At 35.4% G+C, this 22,993-nt stretch carries 20 protein-coding genes; 7 read left to right on the forward strand and 13 right to left on the reverse strand.

What is annotated here, in order from left to right; all coding sequences use genetic code 11:
* Nucleotides 1-192: 192 nt before the first annotated feature.
* Nucleotides 193-645, reverse strand: a complete 453-nt coding sequence (locus tag BLT04_RS09650; RefSeq protein WP_228421934.1) for a winged helix-turn-helix transcriptional regulator — start codon at nucleotides 643-645, stop codon at nucleotides 193-195.
* Nucleotides 646-763: 118 nt separating this feature from the next.
* Here BLT04_RS09650 and BLT04_RS09655 point away from each other — a divergent pair, with 118 nt between their 5' ends.
* Entirely contained in the window at nucleotides 764-1,888 is a 1,125-nt protein-coding gene (locus BLT04_RS09655) for an alkene reductase (protein WP_089755605.1), read from the forward strand.
* A gap of 575 nt (nucleotides 1,889-2,463) precedes the next feature.
* Here BLT04_RS09655 and BLT04_RS09660 read toward each other — a convergent pair.
* From BLT04_RS09660 to BLT04_RS09690, 7 genes are all read right to left on the reverse strand, one after another.
* On the reverse strand, nucleotides 2,464-3,021 hold the full coding sequence (locus tag BLT04_RS09660; RefSeq protein ID WP_089755606.1) for a hypothetical protein: 558 nt from the start codon (nucleotides 3,019-3,021) through the stop codon (nucleotides 2,464-2,466).
* 17 nt (nucleotides 3,022-3,038) lie between these two features.
* Nucleotides 3,039-4,121 carry an RHS repeat domain-containing protein gene (locus BLT04_RS19175; protein ID WP_089755607.1) on the reverse strand — a complete coding sequence of 361 codons (1,083 nt, stop codon included), beginning with the start codon at nucleotides 4,119-4,121 and terminating at the stop codon, nucleotides 3,039-3,041.
* A gap of 204 nt (nucleotides 4,122-4,325) precedes the next feature.
* A complete protein-coding gene (locus tag BLT04_RS09670; RefSeq protein WP_089755608.1) occupies nucleotides 4,326-4,865 on the reverse strand; it encodes a hypothetical protein in 540 nt (179 codons plus the stop codon).
* Nucleotides 4,865-8,305, reverse strand: a complete 3,441-nt coding sequence (locus BLT04_RS09675; protein WP_089755609.1) for a DUF6443 domain-containing protein — start codon at nucleotides 8,303-8,305, stop codon at nucleotides 4,865-4,867. Before BLT04_RS09675 ends, BLT04_RS09670 begins: the two co-directional genes overlap by 1 nt.
* A 5-nt stretch (nucleotides 8,306-8,310) precedes the next feature.
* Nucleotides 8,311-11,763: an RHS repeat domain-containing protein gene (locus BLT04_RS09680; protein WP_139166234.1), complete on the reverse strand. Its 3,453-nt coding sequence runs from the start codon at nucleotides 11,761-11,763 to the stop codon at nucleotides 8,311-8,313.
* 5 nt (nucleotides 11,764-11,768) lie between these two features.
* Nucleotides 11,769-13,331, reverse strand: coding sequence for a T9SS type A sorting domain-containing protein (locus tag BLT04_RS09685; protein ID WP_089755611.1), 1,563 nt, complete (start codon nucleotides 13,329-13,331; stop codon nucleotides 11,769-11,771).
* A gap of 514 nt (nucleotides 13,332-13,845) precedes the next feature.
* Nucleotides 13,846-14,202 carry a response regulator gene (locus BLT04_RS09690; RefSeq protein WP_089755612.1) on the reverse strand — a complete coding sequence of 119 codons (357 nt, stop codon included), beginning with the start codon at nucleotides 14,200-14,202 and terminating at the stop codon, nucleotides 13,846-13,848.
* A 352-nt stretch (nucleotides 14,203-14,554) separates the two neighbouring features.
* Here BLT04_RS09690 and BLT04_RS09695 point away from each other — a divergent pair, with 352 nt between their 5' ends.
* The 3 genes from BLT04_RS09695 to BLT04_RS09705 all read left to right on the forward strand — a co-directional run bounded on the left by BLT04_RS09695 (nucleotide 14,555) and on the right by BLT04_RS09705 (nucleotide 16,955).
* Nucleotides 14,555-15,133 (forward strand): Crp/Fnr family transcriptional regulator, encoded by a 579-nt coding sequence (locus tag BLT04_RS09695; protein ID WP_089755613.1) that lies wholly within the window; start codon nucleotides 14,555-14,557, stop codon nucleotides 15,131-15,133.
* Between the two features lie 72 nt (nucleotides 15,134-15,205).
* Nucleotides 15,206-16,108 (forward strand): DUF4267 domain-containing protein, encoded by a 903-nt coding sequence (locus BLT04_RS18905; protein WP_170828463.1) that lies wholly within the window; start codon nucleotides 15,206-15,208, stop codon nucleotides 16,106-16,108.
* Nucleotides 16,109-16,403: 295 nt separating this feature from the next.
* Nucleotides 16,404-16,955, forward strand: a complete 552-nt coding sequence (locus BLT04_RS09705; RefSeq protein ID WP_089755614.1) for an antibiotic biosynthesis monooxygenase — start codon at nucleotides 16,404-16,406, stop codon at nucleotides 16,953-16,955.
* 80 nt (nucleotides 16,956-17,035) lie between these two features.
* Here the strand turns inward: BLT04_RS09705 and BLT04_RS09710 are convergent, their stop codons facing one another.
* Nucleotides 17,036-17,794, reverse strand: a complete 759-nt coding sequence (locus BLT04_RS09710; RefSeq protein ID WP_089755615.1) for an SDR family NAD(P)-dependent oxidoreductase — start codon at nucleotides 17,792-17,794, stop codon at nucleotides 17,036-17,038.
* 42 nt (nucleotides 17,795-17,836) lie between these two features.
* On the reverse strand, nucleotides 17,837-18,589 hold the full coding sequence (locus tag BLT04_RS09715; RefSeq protein WP_089755616.1) for an SDR family NAD(P)-dependent oxidoreductase: 753 nt from the start codon (nucleotides 18,587-18,589) through the stop codon (nucleotides 17,837-17,839).
* A gap of 105 nt (nucleotides 18,590-18,694) precedes the next feature.
* Between BLT04_RS09715 and BLT04_RS09720 the strand changes: the two genes are divergently transcribed.
* Both BLT04_RS09720 and BLT04_RS09725 read left to right on the forward strand, forming a co-directional pair.
* Nucleotides 18,695-19,051: a winged helix-turn-helix transcriptional regulator gene (locus BLT04_RS09720; RefSeq protein ID WP_089755617.1), complete on the forward strand. Its 357-nt coding sequence runs from the start codon at nucleotides 18,695-18,697 to the stop codon at nucleotides 19,049-19,051.
* A gap of 263 nt (nucleotides 19,052-19,314) precedes the next feature.
* Nucleotides 19,315-19,548: a hypothetical protein gene (locus BLT04_RS09725; RefSeq protein ID WP_089755618.1), complete on the forward strand. Its 234-nt coding sequence runs from the start codon at nucleotides 19,315-19,317 to the stop codon at nucleotides 19,546-19,548.
* A gap of 4 nt (nucleotides 19,549-19,552) precedes the next feature.
* Here the strand turns inward: BLT04_RS09725 and BLT04_RS09730 are convergent, their stop codons facing one another.
* From BLT04_RS09730 to BLT04_RS09740, 3 genes are all read right to left on the reverse strand, one after another.
* Nucleotides 19,553-20,674 carry an aspartyl protease family protein gene (locus BLT04_RS09730; RefSeq protein WP_089755619.1) on the reverse strand — a complete coding sequence of 374 codons (1,122 nt, stop codon included), beginning with the start codon at nucleotides 20,672-20,674 and terminating at the stop codon, nucleotides 19,553-19,555.
* A gap of 74 nt (nucleotides 20,675-20,748) precedes the next feature.
* Nucleotides 20,749-21,135 carry a hypothetical protein gene (locus tag BLT04_RS09735; RefSeq protein WP_089755620.1) on the reverse strand — a complete coding sequence of 129 codons (387 nt, stop codon included), beginning with the start codon at nucleotides 21,133-21,135 and terminating at the stop codon, nucleotides 20,749-20,751.
* 197 nt (nucleotides 21,136-21,332) lie between these two features.
* On the reverse strand, nucleotides 21,333-21,719 hold the full coding sequence (locus BLT04_RS09740) for a hypothetical protein (protein WP_089755621.1): 387 nt from the start codon (nucleotides 21,717-21,719) through the stop codon (nucleotides 21,333-21,335).
* Between the two features lie 355 nt (nucleotides 21,720-22,074).
* Here BLT04_RS09740 and BLT04_RS09745 point away from each other — a divergent pair, with 355 nt between their 5' ends.
* Nucleotides 22,075-22,986: a hypothetical protein gene (locus BLT04_RS09745; RefSeq protein ID WP_089755622.1), complete on the forward strand. Its 912-nt coding sequence runs from the start codon at nucleotides 22,075-22,077 to the stop codon at nucleotides 22,984-22,986.
* The last annotated feature ends 7 nt before the right edge of the window (nucleotides 22,987-22,993 follow it).

Genomic DNA, 22,993 nt, shown 5'->3' on the forward strand with positions numbered 1-22,993 from the left:
AATTCACATATCCTCTATAGCCAACATATGATTCAGCGAATGTTGACTATAGAGGATATTTTGTTTCTATTTTTAAAAAATCCGTGTGTTTTTCGATTGTAGTTAAAATTTTAGTTTTAAATAAATAATTCCAGTTATGACCTCAACAGAATTCTGTCCAACCATTTTAGACAATGTTTTGATAATCTAACTCTAAATATTCTTTATTTCACTTTTTGGCATGGGCTGTATGAGCTCACAAGGAGATTTTGATATTTTCATAATTTTTGGATTTTGAGCAATAACTTTCTCTAAAAAATCCCGATTTTCATCACCCCAGACATTCATGGCATCGATAATGGGCATCAATGACCAGCCCATCTCGGTAAGTGAGTATTCCACCTTAGGAGGTAGCTGATGGTAGACTTTTTTTTGGATCATTCCATGCTCTTCGAGTTCTTTCAGCTGTACATTTAAAACACGGCGCGTGGCATCCGGAAGTATTCTCAAAATTTCACTTGGCCGTTTCACATCCATCGAAATTGCATTGAGTAACGCCGGTTTCCATTTTCCGTTGAGTATTTCTCTCGTCAGGTGCAGTCCACAATCAATAGTAAGAGGAATCTTTCTTTCGTACATAAAATTGAAATTTAAACAAATATACATTATATTACCTAAAAGGGGCATAGGGATAAATTTATCCCTATAGTCTTAATTTCTCCTATATTGTTCTTTTATTGTTATTGTATGAACTTTGTCAAGGTTAAAATTTAAATAAACAACAATGAAAAATATATCACAACCTCTTTTAGAGGAGTATCAATTAGGAGATTTGAAATTAAAAAACCGGGTGGTAATGGCCTCATTAACCCGTGCCAGAGCGGCTAATCCCGGCTTGGTGCCTACAGCTGTAATGGCAGAATACTACGCACAGCGTGCCTCTGCCGGACTGATCTTATCAGAAGGTACCTGGGTGAATCCGCAATCCATTGGTTTTATTAATGTTCCGGGTATTTACACCCAAGAGCAGGTAGAAGGATGGAAAAGCGTAACTAAGGCTGTACATGACAATGGCGGTTTGATTTTTTCACAATTGGGACACATTGGCGCAGGAGCACATCCGGATTTGCAGAATGGAGAGCTTCCTGTCGCCCCATCAGCAGTTAATATACAATCACAATCTTTTACTCCGGAAGGTTTTAAGGAAACTGTAACACCGCGTGAAATGACAGTTGCTGAAATTCACAAAACGGTACAGGATTATAAAAAAGCTGCTCAAAATGCAAAGGATGCTGGTTTTGACGGCATTGAAATACATGCAATAGCGGGCATGCTCATTCCACAATTTCTTAGTACAGCTGCTAATCAGCGCACCGATGAATATGGCGGAAGTATTGAAAACCGTTCTCGCATTATTTTTGAAATATTGGATGCCGTTGCAGAAGTTTGGGAAAGTGGCCGTGTTGCCATAAAATTTAGTCCGGTCATGTTAAGCAGTGTTGGAATTGTGAAGCCGGATGAAGAAACAATTCCTTTATTTAAATATATCTTAAATAAGCTGGATCATTACAACTTAGCTTTTGTGCATATCGTAGGACCGTCAGAAGACTTATCAGGAACTCCTGTAGAAGAATTGCAAGAAAATTATTTTGCTCATTTTCGCAATAATTACCGAGGAAGAATCCTGGCTAACTTAGGCTTTTCTAAAGAAAGCGCCAACGTAATCCTGAAAGAAGGTAATGCAGATTTAGTATCTTTCGGCGAGCCTTTTATTGCTAATCCTGATTTGGTTGAAAGGTTCAAATACAATTTGCCTTTATCGGAAAGTGACCGAAATACCTATTACTCGGGAGAAGATAACGGATATATCACTTATCCTAAAGCAGTATACTCTGAATCTTACAAATAAAATTGATAAAGAAATCTTAAAAATCGTAAATACAAAAGAGATTCTTTTCTTTTGAAGGGATCTCTTTTTCTTGGTATCTCATTGATTAATTCAAATGCATTTGAGTTTTTTATAAGCTAGTTAACTGAGAATCTGCTGTTAAATTCTTTTATATATAATAATAAACTTCTGGCTTTCCCGCCAAAGTATTGTAGCCTTCATGCTTTAATCCGAAAGGATAGTAGTTTGTTTTCTTCAAGAACTTCTGCTCCCGAATCATTGTTGAAGTAGCTTACACGCATATTTTCAGCTGGTCCGTATAGCTGTAAATATAATTATTATTTTCAAAATTGAAATAACCTTCTGAAGTTGGTACAAATTTAAGAACCGGTGAAACGATGGTATTGGTAGTCCCGGTCTGTAAGTTTCGGTTTGTTTATCGCCATTGCTTTATATTCTTTATTTTTCTTTAAATCACACTATCAAAAAATAGTATAATATTCGTTTTCCATTAGAAAACGAAACTACGTATAACACAAAACCCACTGCAATTGCAGTGGGTTATTTTTAGGCAAAGTCAAAGACTATACAGCAGATTAACTATATGGATTGTTTTGTCTAGTATGACATTTGGAACATTCAATTATCCCATTTTCTTCATTTGTTAGCTTCCAAGAATTATCACAATTACAACACATTACCCAATTATCTCCAACAGAAATTGCACTCTGTAGTTGCTTGTCAGGAAATTCATTATTAATTAAATTTTGATATTTTTCAAAAATAGCATTAGCATTTCCTACATTATCCATCATTTCTTCTTCAAAGTATTTATTATGTCTCCATTCTTTAAAGGTAATCATACTTGGAAAAATAGGATCTATAGGATAACTTTCTTTACCAGTAAAGCCTTCCCAATATTTTGACATTCTCTTGTCTGTAACAAGAAAAAATTCGGAAGGATAATTATATGGATAAGTATTACCTCCTTCATCTAAAATAAAAAAATTTATTTCCCCTTCTTCAGTGTATTCTATTGCATAAACAGTATACTCTTTTCCTATAATTAGAGGGAAGCGTTCATAAGGTATTTGCCAATTTATTTTATATTTTACCTTTTCTGGATTGTCTATTTTTATATATTTTACTCTCATTAAATATTTTTTATATGTTATGGATAGCGATGTCCCCTACTTTTAGCATTAGTTCCATCTTTTATTTTAAATCCTGATCGCTTTCCAGTTTGATTATTTATATCGTAATGAACCTCTGTTTTGGTACCATCACCATGATCATGAGTGTGTTTCATTTTTGTATTATGATTATACTTTGGGTCTTTCAGTTTTCCAGTCATAATTGTATCTCCTTCACCTGATTCTGCTTCCTCAATAGATAACTGCTCTTGTAAATCTTTTGGCTCATATCTTGCATCTGGCTTTCCTTCTTGTGGTACTTTCACACCATTTACATCCTTATCTTCTTCCGATTCAGAATCAGAATTGAGATTTCTCATTCCCGCTCCTGGATCAGCAATGGTTGTATGGGCAGGTGTAAACCATTCATAAGAAGGTTTTGTAGCTTGATCTATAAACCAAAGGGCTCCTACGGCAACCAATATAGCCCAGCCTCCAGGGTTTTCTCCATTGGCCAATCCTAAAGCCGTTGCAGTTGCATATTGACCATTATTATTGTTACTATTTTTAGTATTTAGTATTGACACTTGCGTTATTACTGCGCTTTTGTTATTGGCGTCAATCCAAGTACCTTTTTTTGCATTCCAAGTAAATAAACCGTCCGAATCATGCCATACTTCTCCATCTTTTAAACCATCACGTATTGGAAAACCCAATTCTCCCTCCATACCGGTAGGATCATTAAAACTTATAGGATTATTCCAAACGTAATTGTAAGCTTCATGAGTATATTGACTTCTTGGATCCACAACACCCCATCTTCCAATATCCGGCATATAAAATCTTGCTCCATAATCATACATCCCGGATTCTTGTTGCAATTCCTTGCCATTATACTTGTAATTATATGTAGGATTTCCGGCTAAAGCATTATAGCCTTCATGCTTTAAACCAAACGGATAATAGTTGTTTTCTTCAAGAACTTCTGCGCCCGAACCATTGTTAAAGTAGCTGATACGTACATTTCCTAAATGGTCAACATAATTGTAAATATACTTATTATTTTCAAAATTAAAATATCCTTCTGAAGTTGGGACAAATTTAAGAACCTGTGAAACGATGTATTGTTAGTCCCGGTATGTAAGCTTTGGTTTGTTTATAATCATTGCTTTATATTCTCTACTTTTCTTTAAATCAAGCTATCACAAATAGTATAACATTCGTTTTCCATTAGAAAACGAAACTACGTATAACACAAAACCCACTGCAATTGCGATGGTTTATTTTTATCTACGCAAAGTCACAGACTTTGCGTAGTGAGTGGGTTACAGACACTCGTAATGATCAGTCCAGGTTTTGGTTTCTTTGATATTATTCTCTTTATCAAAAATCAATAGGTATTTATTAATACTACCACAATATTTTAAACCTTCACGCGAATTTGATATAACATCAACTCTTAAAGAATCATTTTTGAATTCATTAAAAAATGCTATATGGGAAGGTCCTTTAAATTTATCCTTAGTAAAAACATTTTGGTTTTTGTAGTAATCTGATGATTTCCATGATTTACCCCAATATTTTTTATTTAATTTAGATAAGCAGTTACTTTTTTTTATCGGCTTAGTTTTTTCAATATTTAACCAACTAAAATAATTATCAGACTTATATAATGGAAAAATACTTTCATAAATGGATATTCCATAAGCTCCGGAATTTAAAATATCTTCATAATACTTTTCCGTCCCTTTATTTTTAAAATCTTGTTTTATATATTCAATCCCTTTTTCATATCTCTCACATACACATTGTCCATATGTTAAAAGATTAAAGCATAAGAATAAAATGATCATTAAATATTTCATTATTTAGTTTTTGGTGTTAGCATAAATAAATTTTTCTTTACATTAATTTTATTAAAATTACCATCCATAACAGCAGGCGCTCTTTCAAAAGGTGTAAAATTATGCACCTTTCCTTTATATAAGACATCTATTGGACTATATGAATTTCTTTGGCCGAATGGTAAATTAAATTGCCCAGAAGCGTCTAGCTCTCTTCTAATAGTATTAATAACTTTTTCATTCGGACCAGCTGAACCATAAATTATATTTTGATCTTCCAAGTTATTATATTTATGACTTATTTCATGTAAAGTAGACATGCCATATCCCATAGTTAATGGATTTAGAGCCTCGCTAGTTCCTGCAACAAATTTATCAATTTGATTAGTATTAATATTTAAATCATATGTTATAGTTGCTCCATAAACCCCATCAATTGTTTCTCCACGAGAACCGACAGTATCAATTGATGTACTTTTTGTGTTATCAGAATTAACCTGATAATCTGTTCTATGGTTATCAATGGCTCCTTTCAGCATATCACGAGCTGTTTTACTTCCTCCTGCATCAGCAGATTCTTTATAACTTAATTTACCATCATCTCCAACAGATAAAGTTAAACCAGTTTCTTTCTCTAAATCACCTACAATTTTATTTTGTGTATCTACTGAAACACTTTTTCCAAACGTTATATCCTTATTTTGCATTCCATCAGGATCTATAAAACGGATAGGATTATTAAAAGCATAGGTATAAGGCGACCAACGACGAGAGGTTTCCGCGAGCGGGTCCACCTTTCCCCATCTCCCAATATCCGGCATATAAAATCTCGCCCCATAATCATACATCCCGGATTCCTGCTGCAATTCCTTGCCATTATACTTGTAATTGTATGTAGGATTTCCGGCTAAAGCATTATAGCCTTCATGCTTTAAACCAAACGGATAATAGTTGTTTTCTTCAAGAACTTCTGCGCTGGAACCATTGTTAAAGTAGCTTACGCGCACATTTCCTAAATGGTCAACATAATTGTAAATATACTTATTATTTTCAAAATTAAAATAGCCCTCTGAAGTTGGGACAAATTTAATTGTAGGATCTCCGCTTGTTGCAATTATTTCATACTGAAAACCATCCAGATACTCTGTTGTCTTTTTTTTGTAGACAGAGTTTTCACTGTATCGGTGTTCTTTCCTGAACTTTACGCCGTCTGCTCTGTAAAAATTGTAAACATTCTCGTTTTGCCACTGATTTCGGGTAAAATACTGCCTGTCAAATTCTAAATAATTAGGTAAATTTAAATGATTGTACCGAATCTGTAGAATACCTTTGTCCTTCTGGTCTTTCATATTTCCGTTATCATCATACGCAATGGTATTTCCTGAAACATCGGGATAACCTCTGTAATTCAGTTGTGTCTCATTAACGGAAGTCAATCTGTTTCCGGTATAATTGTAGTTCAGGTTATCAATTAATTCCGCTGATCCTGAAAGGCTTTTACTGTTTCTTTTCAGGTTGGTTATATTTCCGTTAATGTCATAAATCAATTCCTCATTAAAGAAATTATTTTGAGGAACCGATGAGCCCGGCTCTGAGTACAAACCTTTCTGTAACCTATTGAAAAGATCATACTGATAGTCATATCTTCTCAGCACTCCGTCATTGGAAGTCTTCCAGTCTATCTCTGCGATATTTCCGTTAAACTTACCCGATGCTAAAGATGAATAGACAGGGTTTGTGTATTTCACTTCATATCCAAACAGTTTTCCATTAAGGTTTACGGGATCATTAATTTTAGTCATCCAACCTCGGATGTTATATTTGTAATCAACCGTTTGCAGTGGCTGTGCCGGATTTGTTCCACCTACTTTTTTACTGCTTAATTGAGAGAGTTCGTTATACTCGTTCTGCGATAAGTATTCTTCAGGGTTACTATCAATTTTATGTTTATGCGTCAAAGGTCTGTTTTGGTGATCATACGTGAATGTTTCTGTAATCATTCTTTCTGTGTCGCCAATTAGTCTCTTATGCTTTGTTATAGTTTGATTCGGAAGACCTGTAAAGTTAAGCTCTGTATCTGTTTTGGTGTATCCACCTAAATGGTTTGTTTCTCTGGTCCCGATAAGGCGTCCTTTGGTATCATACAGCATAAAGCTTCTTGTCCAGTCATCGCTTTCAATATTTTTGATGTATGAAGCTAAAAGCAAACCTTTCGCACTGCCTGTTTGAGTATTAAGAATTACATTCTGATTAAGTATAGTTCCCGGAAGGTCACTAGGAAACCAAGGATCTCTTGGAAAACTGTCATAATAACTAATGGTAAATATCTTAATCGATGCCGTAGGATATGCTGTATTTGAATAATTAAGTGAAGTTACACTACTGTCAGGAGACGAGCCTCCTCTTGTTTCATTATTACTTCCTAAAGCATTGACATTATTTTGCTCCGTCTGTCTGCCTTCCATTCCATAAGCTACAGTGCTGGTATAGATTCCTGTATAAGCTACCCTCCCGAATGAATCATATTTTGTGAACTGCCACTGATTATTTTTCCCCAATTCTGCATCCTGGCTCAGTACTATTCTGTCCTGTTTGTCATACACTACATATTCCCAGCTTTTTCCCGGAAGTTTTTTGGCAACCATTCTGTTTCTGTCATCATATTTGTACGCATAACACAGTGTATCCAATACAGAATTCACATTAGATGCTGTAGCTGCCAATGGTGGAATAACAAAAGCTAACTGATCATATTCATTGTAAACATAATAGGTATCTGCATTTTGCGTTGCATTCAATGCTTTTCTTACTAAGATGACTTGTCCTTGACTGTTTTTAAATTCTATAGTCTTGTTTCCATCTTCATCAGTCACTGTAGTTGAATATAAAAGTCCTGTTCCGTATGTTCCTGAAAGATTTATTGCAGAAGAAGTGGCTCCGCTTGCCCAGCTGGTTACAACTACATATTTATTTACATCTCCAGATACATTGGTTCCATATTCCATAGTCATTGGTTTATCATTCCATGCATTTCCCACTTGCCTCTGTTCAAGAACTCTATCTAAGGGAGAACTTTCCAATATTTTTTCTGTATAAATTTTCTCCGGTCCGTAAATATTAGGATTTGTAGTAGGATAACTTAAAGGGTTTGTATAAATAGCTCCATTTAAAGTTCCATGTTGAGGAGCAGGAAGGTATTCCTTAACCTGTCTCCCAAAAGCATCATATTCTACGTGGGATACCACATCATTTGCTTGTGGTGAGGCTTTAATATTTATCGTTTGTTTAGGTCTTGCTAATCCATCAAGGTATTGTACACTTACAGCCGTTTTAGGACTTCCGCTTGAAGGATAATCAAGATAGGTTGTGCTTTGCACATAATTTTCATTCGTGCTGGTTTGGGCATTCATGATTCCCGATGCTAATAATGATATAATGATAGGTATAATTATTTTTTTCACGATTCTTAGTTTTTATAGTTATATTGGAACTGTTTTACCGTTTTCTCGCTACCTGCAACAGCATTGGCATCTCTCTGTTTGATTTCTTTAAGTCTGTTAACAGAATCGTAGAAATACAGTTCTTTTATTCCGGTAGGCTGGGTAATAGTTCTTACTCCTACAAGAGGATCATATGTGTATGTTGTCACCATATTCTCACGTGCTCCTAATGCAGTTCTAAGTGCATCTAGCGTCGAAAGCAAACTGGCTTCATTTCCTGTAGGTCCTGCTGCTGCATCTGCATCAGAAGCTGTAATAGCCGCCGTAAGCTGTGAGCCCGCAATTTGCATTAATGTAGTATAATCAATACCTTCTATCTTGGCAATAGGCTGGGTACTGTTATATCCCCATACGATTGACACTGGCGTTCCATCCTTTGTTTTATACTGCTGAAGATTACCATTCGAATCGTATTTTTCATAAGTCAATTCTGTATATTCAGTACCCGTCAATCCTGTAGATTTTACAGAGCTTGGTAACAGATTTGGATTAGAATATAATGTTTCTACTTTGTTCTTTGTCTGACCATTTTTTTTGGTTTCTGTTTCCAAAGGAATTCCAATCATATTAGCATTAATCAGTTGTTGATTATTTTTCTCCTTAGCATATTTATATGATGACGTATAAGTATCTCCGCCCTGAATGCTTTGGGTTATAAGCGTAGGATAATCATCCGGATTGTAAATTGTACTATTATTAGTAACAACTGAATTCTGGATTCCGTTTTTATAAAAATAATCGGTTGTTTTCTTTTCTGTAGGAAGTGTAACTCCGAATTTTTCAAAACCTTTATAAGGAGTTGTAAGGAAAACATCAATGAGTATGTGGCTGGCAAACTCCTCATATGTACCATAAGCATAATATTGTGATGTCTGATTATACTGAAAATTATCAATAATTTTCATTACAGGATTTTTTTCAAATTCCGTAGTGACGTAATCAGTATTAGTTTCTGTAAGAAGTTGCCCGCTCTCGCTATAAACCTTTTCTGAAGTTACTTGCCCTCTTCTGTAATCCTCATTAGGAATCTGGTAAAAAGGCTGTTGAGTAGAAAGAATCCCTGAATTAGGATAATCAATAGGAGATCTGAAAGTATATTCCGTCTTTCCTTTTGAATTCCCATCCTTGTCCACCTGTTTTACTGTCACATACTTATATCCCACAGGTGAACCCTGTGTAGTATCTGAATAAATGACATTGGTATCTGAGCTAATATCAAGTTTAGCACTATAAATTATAGTAGTATTGAGCTCATTGTTTTTATATTCATAGGAAACATCAGAATAATTTAGAACCGGCACTGGAAATACCAACATTCCACTGCTTTTCTGAAGGTCATCGATTTGACGATAATCATAAATATATTTTTTTGCAGGATCTGGTGAATTCTCATCTGCAAAATAGGAAATACCATTGATTCTTAATCCGCCTCCACCACGTATTTTTTCATCAATATAGACATTTTCGTTTGTGGTAGCCTCAAAATAGTCAAGTGTATCATCAGGATTCGACGGTGAGTAGCTTCCTGTTAAAGAAGCATAATAAACACCCGGCTGAAGAGATACTTCATCATTTATATCAGCTTCAATTTCTCCGCTGGCATTTAGTCCCGTTATCGGACATACAGGAGGTTGTGGTCTGTTACAGGTCTGATTCCCTCTTGAATAAGTATGTACTTCGGTAAATGTATTATCTGCATTTTTTTTATAAATATGAAGTTTCCAGTTGAAATTGATTAAATTTCCTAAAGTATAATGCAGGTGAACATTCTGAGCTGTAATTACAGTAAAGAAGTATTTTTTCGTATCACTAAGCTGTCCAAAATTTACATTTTCAATATTTCCCTGAGGCTCCCAATGTCCGGTTACCTGTTCAACGGGATTTCCTTGATTGATTCCCGCAAAATAACTATATGTATTAGTTCCAAAATCAAACTTTGTTTTACCCTTGGTAGGATAAGTAAGTGTTTCCAGAACATCTGTTTTAACCGCATTTGTTTCCCCAGTGTAATAACCCCAACCATCTTTTGAAACCGTACCCAATCCGCCACTATAATTCATGTCATATTCTTGGTTTTGGATAGTAGGATCAGGACTAACTTTTGTGACTTTTGTAAGAAGCATTTTACTAAGAGTTTCCATACTGCCCCATTTAGGCTTAAATGCTGTATTCGAATAATCATAATCAAAAATATATTTGTCTATATATTTAGATGGATCATTCTGCCCAATAAAGTCTGATTTTACAGATTTTAATTTATACAGTTGTGATGGTAGAAAGTAATTGGAATCTTGTCTGCCCTGTTCATAGGTAAATGTTATCGTTCCTTTCCCCGTTACGTTAATACCTGTCAGAAGGCGTGTCATGGAGTCATTGAATGTCTTTTGTGTATCAAACATTCCCAACATACTTCCATCAGGAATTTGAAAATTTCCACTACCATTTCCCACTGTAGTATTCTGATAATTGACGTCTTTTGCAATTCTTTGTGTCGAAACAACGGATTCATCGTATTTAACTTCTGAACTAAGGCCGTAGGTGAAAGTTGCGAGTATAATATTATTTTGATCTTTAATAGTCGTTAGATGAAATGCTGTCCAATATGTAGAAACATCAAAACCTACATCAAAATATTGATTTGCAGTAGTCATTCCAACTTTAGTACTGCTATTGGTCTTTTGAGACGTTTCCATCGCTTCAAAAATGTACTTGATTCCTTTATCATCAATAATGGTATAGGAATTAATAATTCCAGAACTATCCGTACCTATATTAATCTGTAGATTATTTTTATCCAATTTCTGAACTTTTAAAGCACCTGTTTCATCTTTTGACACGTAGAATCTTCCGGATTGCCCTATGAAATTATATTGATACAAATCATACTCCGTATCATATCTTCCTAATCCAGTATAAAACCTATACCTAGTCATATCAACATTTTGAACTTCGTCTCTGATCAATAAACCGGTAGGGTTATAAGCTTCATTATATATTCCAAATTTTTTCCTTAGAGGAACAGAACCGATTATGGATGCATCTTTTTCATCAGGAAGTCCTCCTTTTACCGTTCTTGAAATTGTACCTCCAGCTATTAAGCTCCAACCAAGACCGGTCTCCCCAGCTCTATCATCTGGTTTAGCATTCAACGGGTGGTATTTCAACTGAACATTAATCGCCACATTAGGGTTAATTGTAGGAATACTGATCATCGGAATGCTGATATCTGGAATACCTGTATAATAACTTACAGGAACCTCTTCAAATTTCATCAGGTTACTAGTTGTAGGTGCTGCTGCAAACATTTTATTAATACCATCCGTATAGCTTTTGGGATCATTTACGGCCGATGTTTGTGACTGAAAAGTATTGTTGAATGAAGCTAATAATAGAATTATAGCTATTGTGGTTTTCTTCATCTCAATTATTTCTTAATAAGTTTCGCGTTAGCGGTTTTGTTCGTATCAGTTTTTATGGTAATTAAATAAGCTCCCTGAATTAAATTTTGCGTATTGATCTTTGTGACTTTATTCTTGGTGTTTAAGCTTTGTAATTGTCTTCCTGACATATCGTAAAGGATGATTTCAGCATCCTTAAAATCAAAGCCGATTTCTACATACGCATAATCCGAAACAGGATTCGGATAAATTTTAATATCCTGTTTTACGATCAGCTGATCAATTTGTTTATCGCCCAGCTTTACAATTTTCCAGTTCTCTTTTCCGAGCTCTTCTGCGCTGGTTCCGGCTAAAATGATCGAACCGTCTCTGTTGAGCTTAATATCAGATAATCTCTCCTCCTTCTTCCTTGATTCTCCTTTCACGTGCTTTCTCCACTGCTCATCACCATTTTCATCCAAATACAACATCCAGAAAGTTTCATCGTCACTCTCTATTCTTTCTTCCGCCTGAGTGTAACCTCCGAGCAAAATTCCTGTTGTAATATCTTTATTCTTTTCTCTTTGTTCCTGGCTCTGATTGATAACGCTCATTCCCATTAAGACATCCCTGTTTTTGAAATTGTAAGATTTCTGCCAGATTTCTTCGCCTCTTTCATTGAGTGAGAGTAACCAAAGGTCTGTTCCTTCTTCGATTCCAACGGTTTTATTTCCTGATCTTTCTGAGCGACTTTCGCCACCAATTAAAAATCCAGTTGATGTTAACGCTAAAGTTCTTAAATGATCGTCTCCTTTTCCTCCAAAATTCTTTTCCCATTCTACTTTTCCGTCTTTTGAAAGCTTAATGATCCAGTAATCACCTTCGCCAAAGTTTTCCGTTTTCTTGGAACCATTAGCGCTGCTTCTTGAATAAACGCCGAGTAAAGCCCCGCCATCTTTTGTGGGAATCATTTTCTCAACTTCATCCAAACCTTTTCCTCCCAATACAATTTGAGAGGCTATGCCTCCGTTTTTATCTAATTTTACAATTAAAACATCCTTGGAACCATAACCTTTCGGAGAGTTTTGTACATTCCCAGCCACAAAAAATCCTAGATCTGTGGTCTGAATGACAGATCTTGCTTCTTCATCTGAAGTTCCGCCAAGAGTTTTCTGCCATAATTCATCTCCAAATTCATTGATTCTGATAAGCCAAATATCTGATCCTCCTTTGGAATCTTCTTTTTTATCTAAAAATTTACCCGAAAATGACGTTCCTGAGATCAAAAATCCGCCTTCCTGGGTATTTACCGTAGCAGAGAGAAAATCATGGTTCTGTCCTGAGAAATATTTCTCCCAGACTTCTTCGCCTTGCTGATTTAATTTTACCAAATGGAAATCGTAGCCGTTATTCTGCTTACTGCCTGCTGCCTGAAGCTTACTGCTCTGAATTGAGCTTCCTGTGATTAAGTATTGCCCGTCAATGGTGGTGGTTACCTGTGAAAGAAAATCCTGGGTACTGGATTTGATGTCTTTCTGCCAGACCACTTCCTGAGCTGATAGGCTCAAAAATGCGCACATGGTAAGTGCACTCATAGAGAGTTTTTTCATTCCCGTGTTTATGTAGTGTTAATAGTTTATTTTTTTTTAAAATCGTGCAAATTTATTATTTTACAGCGAGTTATACGTTCATATTACAATGATTTAATTCATTCCGGTTTATTATTTTACTGTTTATAGTCTTTCTAATGTTTTTTATTCTCTGCAAAGATATTTCTAGAACGCGACAAACCATGTCGTATTATATTATAGATGTATTTTTATTCTTTTTGGTTGGAAGACAAATATAAACGAGACTATTTTAATTTTATTATGGGATTCAATAGTATAGATTTTTAACTAAAAATGCTATTCTTATCAGTAAAAATGCAGGAATCACAAATAGGTATAGGAACCCAAAGAAATTATTGAAGCTGCTTTCTGGAGAAGATAGAAATCTGAAAAGCCTGAAATAGCAATCTGTACCATCATTTAATAGAGAAACGATGATGCCTGAGAAGATGGATTAGTGATTTGTTAAGGTTCAATAATAACTTCAAACTTAGCGGTAGCCATTATCAAAAAATTAGGAATTCTTTTTGACGACATCTATCATATGATCAATATCGAAAGGCTTTTGGAGGTAATCATCCGCTTTGCATTCTTTAGCTGTTTGGGGCAGGTCATTTGAAGTGGAAGTAAGTATAGCACCGATTTCCTCGGTGTTAGGATCAGATTTTAATTCTTCAATCACTTTTGACCCTTTTTTGCCACCTTGGATGTGATCATCTATGATGACTACATCCGGATCAATTTCTTCAATTTTTTCTACGGTTTCGGTATTTAATGATGGAGTAACGGCAAAACCTTCATCCTCCAATACCTGATCCATAATATCCAAGATTTCTTCATTGTCTTGGATAAGGACAACCTTCTTTTTCATAAGAATTAATTTTATATAAAAATAATGAAAAAAACATTATGACTTTAAATATTCGCAGGATTTTCAATCAGAATTATATAATTCAAATCAATTTAAATTGTAAAGTATAAATCTTTAATTTTCAATAATTTATTGTTTGTTTTATCTTCCAAAATAAAAGTGCTGTTTGTTTGGCTACGTAAATAATTTGTAAATTAACAACGAATAATATCCCGATGATTTAAGTTTATGACAAAAAAAATAATAATTCCTTTGTTCTTTTTTAAAGCCCTTAATCTCAATAGAGATCAAATCGACATCTATTGATCCATACAGGAAAGCACAATACAATCACTAAAATTATTTGAATAGTATGATAGAAAAGCTGCTTATTAAAATACGCTCTATTATTGAGATAGATTCAAAAGAGGCAGATTGCCTGCAAGCTCTATTTAAGCCTAAATTTCTGAAAAAAGGTGATTTTTTTCTGGATGAAGGCCAGGTTTGTAAACACGCAGGATTTATTACCAAAGGATTAATGCGGTATTATATTAATCATGATGGAGAAGAGCAGACTTACGATTTTGCCCAGGAAAACGATTTCATCTGCAATTACGAAAGCTTTATCCCTAAAATACCTTCAACAAAAATTATTCAGGCTTTGGAAGACTGCGAAATATTACAGATCTCTTATGATGACCTGCAAACCATGTATACTGCCCTACAACAGGGTGAGCGGTTAGGAAGACTGGTTATTGAACAAGTATTTATACACACATTACTGGGCTTAAGCTCATTTTATACCGACACACCAGAATTAAGGTATAAGGAGTTCGTAAAAAAACACCCCCAATTGCAGCAAAGGCTGTCCCAGTACCACATTGCATCCTATGTAGGAGTAAAGCCACAGTCGCTAAGCCGGATCCGTAAAAGAATGTACGACAAAAATTGATTTATTAACCCAGGTGCATGAATTTGGTATTCCGGTTACCGAGCTTTGTATTATAATTTTAAATAAAAAATCATGATACAAAAAACCGCAACCGCAATTGCATTTCTAACAGGCTTGGGAATGATCTTCTTAGGAGCAAGATTTCTCCTGTCTCCGGAAATAGCCGAAACAGGATATGGCTTACATTTTAATGAGCAGGGAGATTATTCGTTCCACTATATCAAAGGTATTCGTGATCTGTTTTCAGGTCTCATCATCTGTCTTCTCGTTTTAAGCAAACAAAGAAAAGCATTAGGCATAATACTGCTGACAGGAACGATGATCCCGTTGATGGATATGTTTATCGTGCTGAGTAAAGATTATAACGACATCGTACAGGCCATCCCACATATCTCTGCAATAATAATTTGTGCCGTTACCGGTATAATTATCATGCTTCATAAACCTTCAATCAAAAATACCCGCAAAGAACAAAATTACATCAGGCTGCTCAACAGTTATGACAATGATGGGATAAGCATAATGGAGCTGAATATTCTTCCCGGTGAAAAGACGCCGTGGCATTATCATACTCTTTTTTCCGAGACATTCGAAATCATAAAAGGCACACTGGAAGTCGGTAAAGGAAAATCCGTAGTCAATTTAAAACAGGGTGAAGCCGCTACCATTGAGCCAAACGAAAAACACTATTATCACAATAGATCACAAGAAGAATGCGTAATAAAAGTAACTGTTAATCCCGGAAATAAAAATTTTGAAAAATCGCTTTTTTTACTGAAAGGGCTGGCAAAAGATGGCTTGTCGAGCAATACCGGGGTGCCTAAAAAATTTATTGATCTGGCCGTTTTCGTTTACTTAAGCAACTCAAGAATGCTCGGATTCCAAAAAGTTGCAGAACCCTTATTTAATTATATTGCGCATTCAGCGTTTAAGAAAGGATATTTGGATGACCTCGTAAACAAATACTATATCTGAGACGTAAAAATTAAGATAGAAATGATTGGTACAAGTTGATTAAAAGGTGAAAAATTTCAATTATTTCAACAAAAAGGAATTAAATCAGGTTTAAATATTAATTAAATAATTTATATTAAAGTCATGATTTTTAATATTAAATGTCATAATATGATAATCCTGCATGATAATTTAATCTGTTTTTTATTCCTTTTACCTTTGATTTTTTTAATTTAGTCTGTAAATAACACATTTGGTTGTTTTTTTTGCGCTCATCCACAAATAATAATGAAAAATTTACCCAAGAATACACAATATGGAAAATACCGGTGCATCTGTAGTTATTACCCATCATATAATAGATGGGAAACAGCAGGAATATGAAAAATGGCTTGATGAAATAGTTCCTATAACTAAACATTCAGAAGGCTTTATCGATCTTCAGTTTGTACGGCCGATTCCTAAGCTGACCTTTGTTTATACTGTAATTATCAGGTTTGATACGATTGATAACCTTAAAAACTGGATGGAATCCGACAGTCGTAAAAAGCTGATCGAAAAAGCAATGCCTCTTTTTAGAAAAAATGACAGATACAAGATAAGTTCCGGTTTGGATTTTCTTTTTAACTCAGAAAATGAAGGAAATAAAGTACCCGTGCGCTGGAAACAATTCCTGATAACCTGGTCGGCGATTTATCCGCTGTCTTTATTAATGCCGGTAATCTTATTTCCTGTTCTGAGATTCTTGAATATCCCTGAATATCATTATTCAGATGCTTTTTTCAGCTCAGGAATAATTGTTTTGCTAATGGTATTTATAGTTATGCCAAAATATACATTTCTTATCCGGAAATGGCTTTATAAGTAAAAACAGATTATCTGAAGCCTCAAAAATCCCTGGCTCATTAAAGAAACAGGGATTTAAAAGAAAATTATAATTATAAAAGCTTAAAATCCGTACATACCGCCCGACACGGAAATTTGCTCACCTGTAATCCAGGCTGCATCGTCTGAAGCAAGAAAAACGGCAGCTTTTGCAATATCTTCGGGCTTACCTCTGCGGCCAAGCGGCGTATTGGCTATAAACATTTTCTCATATTCACTTCCGGCAGTGACACCCGCACTCGCTGCACCTTCTGTTTCCGTAGCGCCTGGTAAAATAGAGTTGATCCGGACGTTTTTTGAACCCAATTCTTTTGATAAAGAGATTGTTATGGCATCCAATGCCGCTTTAGTTGCAGAATATAAGGAGACCCCCGCCATTGGCGATTTGCTTGCGCCGGAGCTTATATTGATAATATTTCCGCCCTTGACGCCAAACAACTTCAAAGCCGCCTGAATGGTAAGTACAGGACCTAAAACATTAACATTGAAATGCTTGTAAAAAGCTTCCGCCGATGCCTGCTCAACAGGTAAAAACTGCTGATAGACCGCGTTATTCACCAAAATATCCAATGCGCCGAAAGCAGCCTTAGTTTCTTCAAACAGCCTGGTAACATCGGCTTCTTTCGATATATCGGCCTGTACCGAAAGAGCAATTCCTCCATTGTCGGTTATTTCTTTAACGACTTTATCCGCATCCTCTTTACTTGAGGCATAATTTACCACTACCCTTGCTCCTTCAGCGGCAAAATGCTTTGCGATCGATGCGCCTATTCCCTTCGCAGCGCCGGTAACTACAGCTACTTTATTTTTTAATTTATTCATTTTAAAAATTATTTTAATTGTTTTTATGATCCCAGATTCTAATTATTTAGCCAGATAAGTCATACCACCATCAACGAGTATTTCGGCACCAAGTAAAAATGAGGAATCATCAGAGGCCAGAAAAACTGTGGTTTTACCAATGTCTGACGGTTGACCGATTCTGCCTGTCGGCATTTCACCTGCGAAATGTTTTTTTATGGCTTCAATCTGTTCCAAAGGGACAAATTTTTCAAATGCAGGTGTATCTGTTGTACCTGGTGTTATTACATTTACCCTGATTTTTCTCCCTAAAAGATCGCTTGAAAATGCTTTTGCAAAAAAGATAACAGCAGCCTTTGCAGCACCGTAAAGCGTAAAATTCGGATATGCGCGATGTGCCGCGTTTGAACCGATCAGAATAATTGAGCCGCCATCATTCATATAAGGCAGCGCTTTATGAACTGTGAAATAAACACTTTTCAGGTTTAAATCCATTGTTTTGTCATAATCGGCTTCACCGATAGTTTCCACGGTTCCGACAGCTCCACCACCTGCATTGGCGACAATTACATCAATTTTACCAAACTTTTCAGATGTCTCCTTAAACAGTCTTTCAAGATCGTCAAGATTGGTCACATCAGCATTTATAGCTTTAAAATTATCTCCAAGCTGAGCTACGGAACGGTCTAAAGTTTCCTGATTTCGCCCGACAATAACTCCTCTGGCGCCTTCATTTTTTAGCTCCTGCGCAATACCGAATCCAATGCCGCTATTTCCCCCTGTGATAACCGCTACTTTGTTTTTTAATTTATCCATTATTTCTTTTTTTAATGATTAAGCGGCAAAGTTAGATCAACTAAGTTATTTTAAGTAACTTTGTACTGAAAAATAACAGTAACACAGATGTAACTGAGTAACATTATGGGGTGTAAAATAGAAGAGTTCCAGCAGGAACAAAAGAAAAGAATGAGATCTGTTCAGGATGCAATGGACGCGCTGAATGGGAAATGGAAGATTGCTATAATTTCCTCTATTTGCTGTTACGGCAAAAGAAGGTTTTCTGATATTTTGGGTGATGTCACCGGAATCTCCAACAGAATGCTGAGCAAGGAATTAAAGGAACTGGAAATAAACCAGCTCATAAAACGGACCGTTTTGAATACACAACCGATAACAGTTCAGTATGAACTTACAGAACACGGCGATACGCTGCAAACCATAATCACTAATCTTTCAGATTGGGGAATTGCGCACCGGAAAAAAATTGTTGGAAAATAAGCATCAATTTAAATCTGTTTCCCTTTTTAGATTTATTGAAATATATATACTTTGAAAACAAGATAGCTATAAATAATTGCTGTTTTCATGAAATTTGTATTAAATTTAAAATTTTCACGTTAACGTATTAATAATGAGTAAATATTTCATTTTTTAATAGGTATAATACTTTTGTTTCAGTCCTGTCGGAAGCAGAAACCAATAATCAACTGTATTTGAAAAGCAATAATTTAAAATGACATCAAAAACAGAACATATAACTGTTGGCGGCCTCTGCAAAGCAAAAAAATTATCAGGACAGTGTTTCTTATTATTCAGCTCAATGCAAAACTGTAGAGAAAACATACAAACCAGTTTTTAAGGGATGGAAAATTACTCACAGCTATAAAGCCAATAACGGTTTTGGAATTCCGGTGATACAACAGACCACTTTTTATTTTGACATACCGATCACGAAGATTACAGGACCTAAAGAGATTACAGAATCTGCCCGGTAGACTTTTATTTCAAATATTGCAATACATTTTTCTTTTCCAGAGTAAAGGTTTTATGAGCGTTATTTTCTATGGTAATCGTCTGGCTATTATCAAGCATTGCTTTTATTTCGCAGAAAGTTTCACCATTTATTTTAGAAACATCTTTATTATTGATTTTAATGATTTTATCCGTCAACTGTAATCCCGATAATTGAGGAATTTCCAGCTTATTTACAATGACAAGGCTGTTATCAACCGGCGCAAATGCAACCCCGAAACTCTGATATTCAGGAGCTTTTCCTGTATTGGCAAGAATAATTTTATTATTAATGAAATCAAGGTCAACTAAATAATTTTCTATAAATCTGGTGCCAATCAAATTGGGTGAATCAGAGCTGCTGTCTACTATTTGGCTACCTAATTTTGTGTTATTAAGTTCAATATCCATCAAATCAACCTGTCTTTGCCCTTTAACGATACTGTTTAAAGATTGGGAAAGAAGCCCTTCAAAAGTCAAAAAATCTTTATCTTTTATTTGATCATAAGATTTCTGATTTACCGTAAAACCCATTCCTGAGCCGGTATCAAATATAAATTCTATGTTTTGATTTCTTATCTTAGCATTAATTCTTGGGACACTCGTGAAGTTTTCTTCAGAAAAAGGAATCGTTGCAGCATTATCGGGAAGGTTCTGCGGCTTATCAAATACCGTAATCGTATTACTTTTAAAATCAATCCGCCAAACTTTGCCTTTCATCATATTAGCTCCAAAAATTCCACTGATTTTTTTACATGCCCGGCCGCTCATCCAGCTTATATCTGCAAATGAAAAGTTGACGCCTTTGAGGTTTAAATCTGCGACCTGTAAATTATCTGTAGAAAAAACTTCCATCTTTGATTTGGCATTGTTTGCATCAATTCCTTCAAAAACAGTTGTACTTTTCTTTTCGTTCAACTGATTTTTCAGCTCAGATGAAATAATCGTAAAAGCCCCTGAATCAAAAATGAAATTATGCGGATTATTTTTAATATTTAGTTTCACAATGATCTTTCCGTCAATGAATTCAAATGGTATTGTTGCCGCATTAAAAAAGAAAGGAAACAATAATAATAAAAGTAAAAACAAATGCTTTTTATGATTTCTCATTGTCTATTGATTTATGGTGTCGGACAAATATAAGAAAAAATAAAGACTGCCAATGAGGCAGTCTTCTGAGTTAATTACCAAGACCATTTGATGCCTACAGAACCTGTTACGGTTGTAGCACCGGTCTGAGGATTGGTTGTTGTGCTTACATTGGTAGAAACTTCTTTCTTTTTCTTACCTCTTGCAGCAAAAGTGGAAGGAGGTGTTGTATCCTGCATATTAACAGGAACTTGTCCTAAAAATCCGATCGCCAAGCTGAATCCCGTTAGTCTTACATCCACTAATTCAAGTTCTCTGAGATAAGACTGCTGCTCATCTGACATCTCGAAATTTTCGGAAATAAATTCAACCGGCTTATTGGCTACATATTCAGCAACCTGTAATCTTTCGTCGATTGATAAAGCGTTAAGCTCTCTTTGTTTTGCCTGTACTCCTTCAGGAGTAAATGGAAATTTTTTCATAATAAATTGGTTAAGTTAATTGGTTAATAATTAATAAAATCACAGAGCTCTTATCCTGTTTTCTTACTCATACAAAGATAGTTTCGGGTGGCGACAGAACTCGTCGTGTTAAAATTAATTTGGTTAAAATTTGAAAATTTTTAAGTAAAAATAAAGGCCGTCTTATCGACAGCCTTATAAAATAAACTGTCTTTAGATTACCAAGACCATTTGATGCCTACAGAACCTGTTACGGTTGTAGCACCAGTCTGAGGATTGGTTGTTGTGCTTACATTGGTAGAAACTTCTTTCTTTTTCTTACCTCTTGCAGCAAAAGTGGAAGGAGGTGTTGTATCCTGCATATCAACAGGAACCTGCCCTAAAAACCCAATCGCTAAGCTGAATCCCGTTAGTCTTACATCCACTAATTCAAGTTCTCTGAGATAAGACTGCTGCTCATCTGACATCTCGAAATTTTCGGAAATAAATTCAACCGGCTTGTTGGCTACATATTCAGCAATCTGTAATCTTTCGTCGATTGATAAAGCGTTAAGCTCTCTTTGTTTTGCCTGTACTCCTTCAGGAGTAAATGGAAATTTTTTCATAATAAATTGGTTAAGTTAATTGGTTAATAAAGTAGTAATTAGAGATCTCTTCTTGTTTACTGATACAAAGATATCGGCGTATGGCGACAGAACTCGACGTATTAAAATAAATGATAATTTTTTTTTATCTGTATATCCAAGACTTAAATGATAATCTACTTTGATACCCCCAGACCTATTTTTATTTAGAATTGATGAGAAAAAAAATAACAGTAATAAAAAGTAAGATTGTATTTCAATCGATTACAACAACATAATTAATTATGATTCACAAATCTATATTAATTTATGTTAATTCATTACTGTGTGTATTATATTTTTATATTATATTTATAAAAATTAAAATCTTATAACTATGAAAAAAATCTTCTTCTTTGTTTCTTTACCAATCTTCGGAATTATGACTGCCCAATCCGGAAATATTGGTGTTAATATGTCTAATCCCGGCTCGACATTAGACATTAACGGTTCGCTGTCCGCACAGTACAAAGCAGTTTCAGCATCCACTTATGCAATGACAGGTTCTGATTTTTATGTTGCCTATACCGGAGCCGCAAATTCTTCTTTCACCCTACCTGCAAGCGTAGCAGGACCTGGAAATTTTAAAGGCCGGATGTATACAATTAAAAATAATTCTTCCTTTACGGTTACCGTAAGCCCCACAACCCCTGAAACGATCAACGGAAATGCGAGTATACTAATACCAGCAGGTCAAAGCGTAGAATTAATCAGCACAGGCCAGACAGGAGCAGCCTCAACTTGGGAGCTTTCAGGTTTCAGATCTGCGACCTTTCCTTTAACAACAGCCAGCAATGGTCTTACTGCCGTAGCTACCGATGTCCGATTAGGAGGTACTCTTTCTCAGGCTACCGACATCGCAACCGCCGGAAATAATTTTATCATAAGCGGAGCTGGAAATGTAGGGATAGGAACCGTCTCAGCACCTGTTTCAAAGCTGGAAGTCAACGGAAGCTCTACCAATTCTACCTCTTATAATGCTGTTGCATCAACAACAATAGACTTTTCAAGAAGTAATCTGGCTTACACTACTGCTAATGCCGGCGCATTTACACTGCAAAATATGAAAGATGGAGGAACATACACATTGTCAGTACGCGGAACAACAGCCGGAACATCTGTTTTTACAGCAACCGGATTCACTTTCAGATATATTAATAACCGTGCAACAGTCGCCAATACCCATACCCTTTACACTTTTGTGGTAATGGGCACATTCATTTACGTTTATATTGCAACTGCTGTTTAATTTTTAA

The sequence above is a fragment of the Chryseobacterium soldanellicola genome, assembly GCF_900100115.1.
Taxonomy (GTDB): Bacteria; Bacteroidota; Bacteroidia; order Flavobacteriales; family Weeksellaceae; genus Chryseobacterium; species Chryseobacterium soldanellicola.

Coding starts and splice junctions, on each gene's coding strand:
- BLT04_RS09650 (WP_228421934.1), bottom strand. CDS start 645: ATGTATATTTGTTTAAATTTCAATTTTATGTACGAAAGAAAGATTCCT.
- BLT04_RS09655 (WP_089755605.1), top strand. CDS start 764: ATGAAAAATATATCACAACCTCTTTTAGAGGAGTATCAATTAGGAGAT.
- BLT04_RS09660 (WP_089755606.1), bottom strand. CDS start 3,021: ATGAGAGTAAAATATATAAAAATAGACAATCCAGAAAAGGTAAAATAT.
- BLT04_RS09670 (WP_089755608.1), bottom strand. CDS start 4,865: ATGAAATATTTAATGATCATTTTATTCTTATGCTTTAATCTTTTAACA.
- BLT04_RS09680 (WP_139166234.1), bottom strand. CDS start 11,763: ATGAAGAAAACCACAATAGCTATAATTCTATTATTAGCTTCATTCAAC.
- BLT04_RS09685 (WP_089755611.1), bottom strand. CDS start 13,331: ATGAAAAAACTCTCTATGAGTGCACTTACCATGTGCGCATTTTTGAGC.
- BLT04_RS09690 (WP_089755612.1), bottom strand. CDS start 14,202: ATGAAAAAGAAGGTTGTCCTTATCCAAGACAATGAAGAAATCTTGGAT.
- BLT04_RS09695 (WP_089755613.1), top strand. CDS start 14,555: ATGATAGAAAAGCTGCTTATTAAAATACGCTCTATTATTGAGATAGAT.
- BLT04_RS18905 (WP_170828463.1), top strand. CDS start 15,206: ATGATACAAAAAACCGCAACCGCAATTGCATTTCTAACAGGCTTGGGA.
- BLT04_RS09705 (WP_089755614.1), top strand. CDS start 16,404: ATGGAAAATACCGGTGCATCTGTAGTTATTACCCATCATATAATAGAT.
- BLT04_RS09710 (WP_089755615.1), bottom strand. CDS start 17,794: ATGAATAAATTAAAAAATAAAGTAGCTGTAGTTACCGGCGCTGCGAAG.
- BLT04_RS09715 (WP_089755616.1), bottom strand. CDS start 18,589: ATGGATAAATTAAAAAACAAAGTAGCGGTTATCACAGGGGGAAATAGC.
- BLT04_RS09720 (WP_089755617.1), top strand. CDS start 18,695: ATGGGGTGTAAAATAGAAGAGTTCCAGCAGGAACAAAAGAAAAGAATG.
- BLT04_RS09730 (WP_089755619.1), bottom strand. CDS start 20,674: ATGAGAAATCATAAAAAGCATTTGTTTTTACTTTTATTATTATTGTTT.
- BLT04_RS09735 (WP_089755620.1), bottom strand. CDS start 21,135: ATGAAAAAATTTCCATTTACTCCTGAAGGAGTACAGGCAAAACAAAGA.
- BLT04_RS09740 (WP_089755621.1), bottom strand. CDS start 21,719: ATGAAAAAATTTCCATTTACTCCTGAAGGAGTACAGGCAAAACAAAGA.
- BLT04_RS09745 (WP_089755622.1), top strand. CDS start 22,075: ATGAAAAAAATCTTCTTCTTTGTTTCTTTACCAATCTTCGGAATTATG.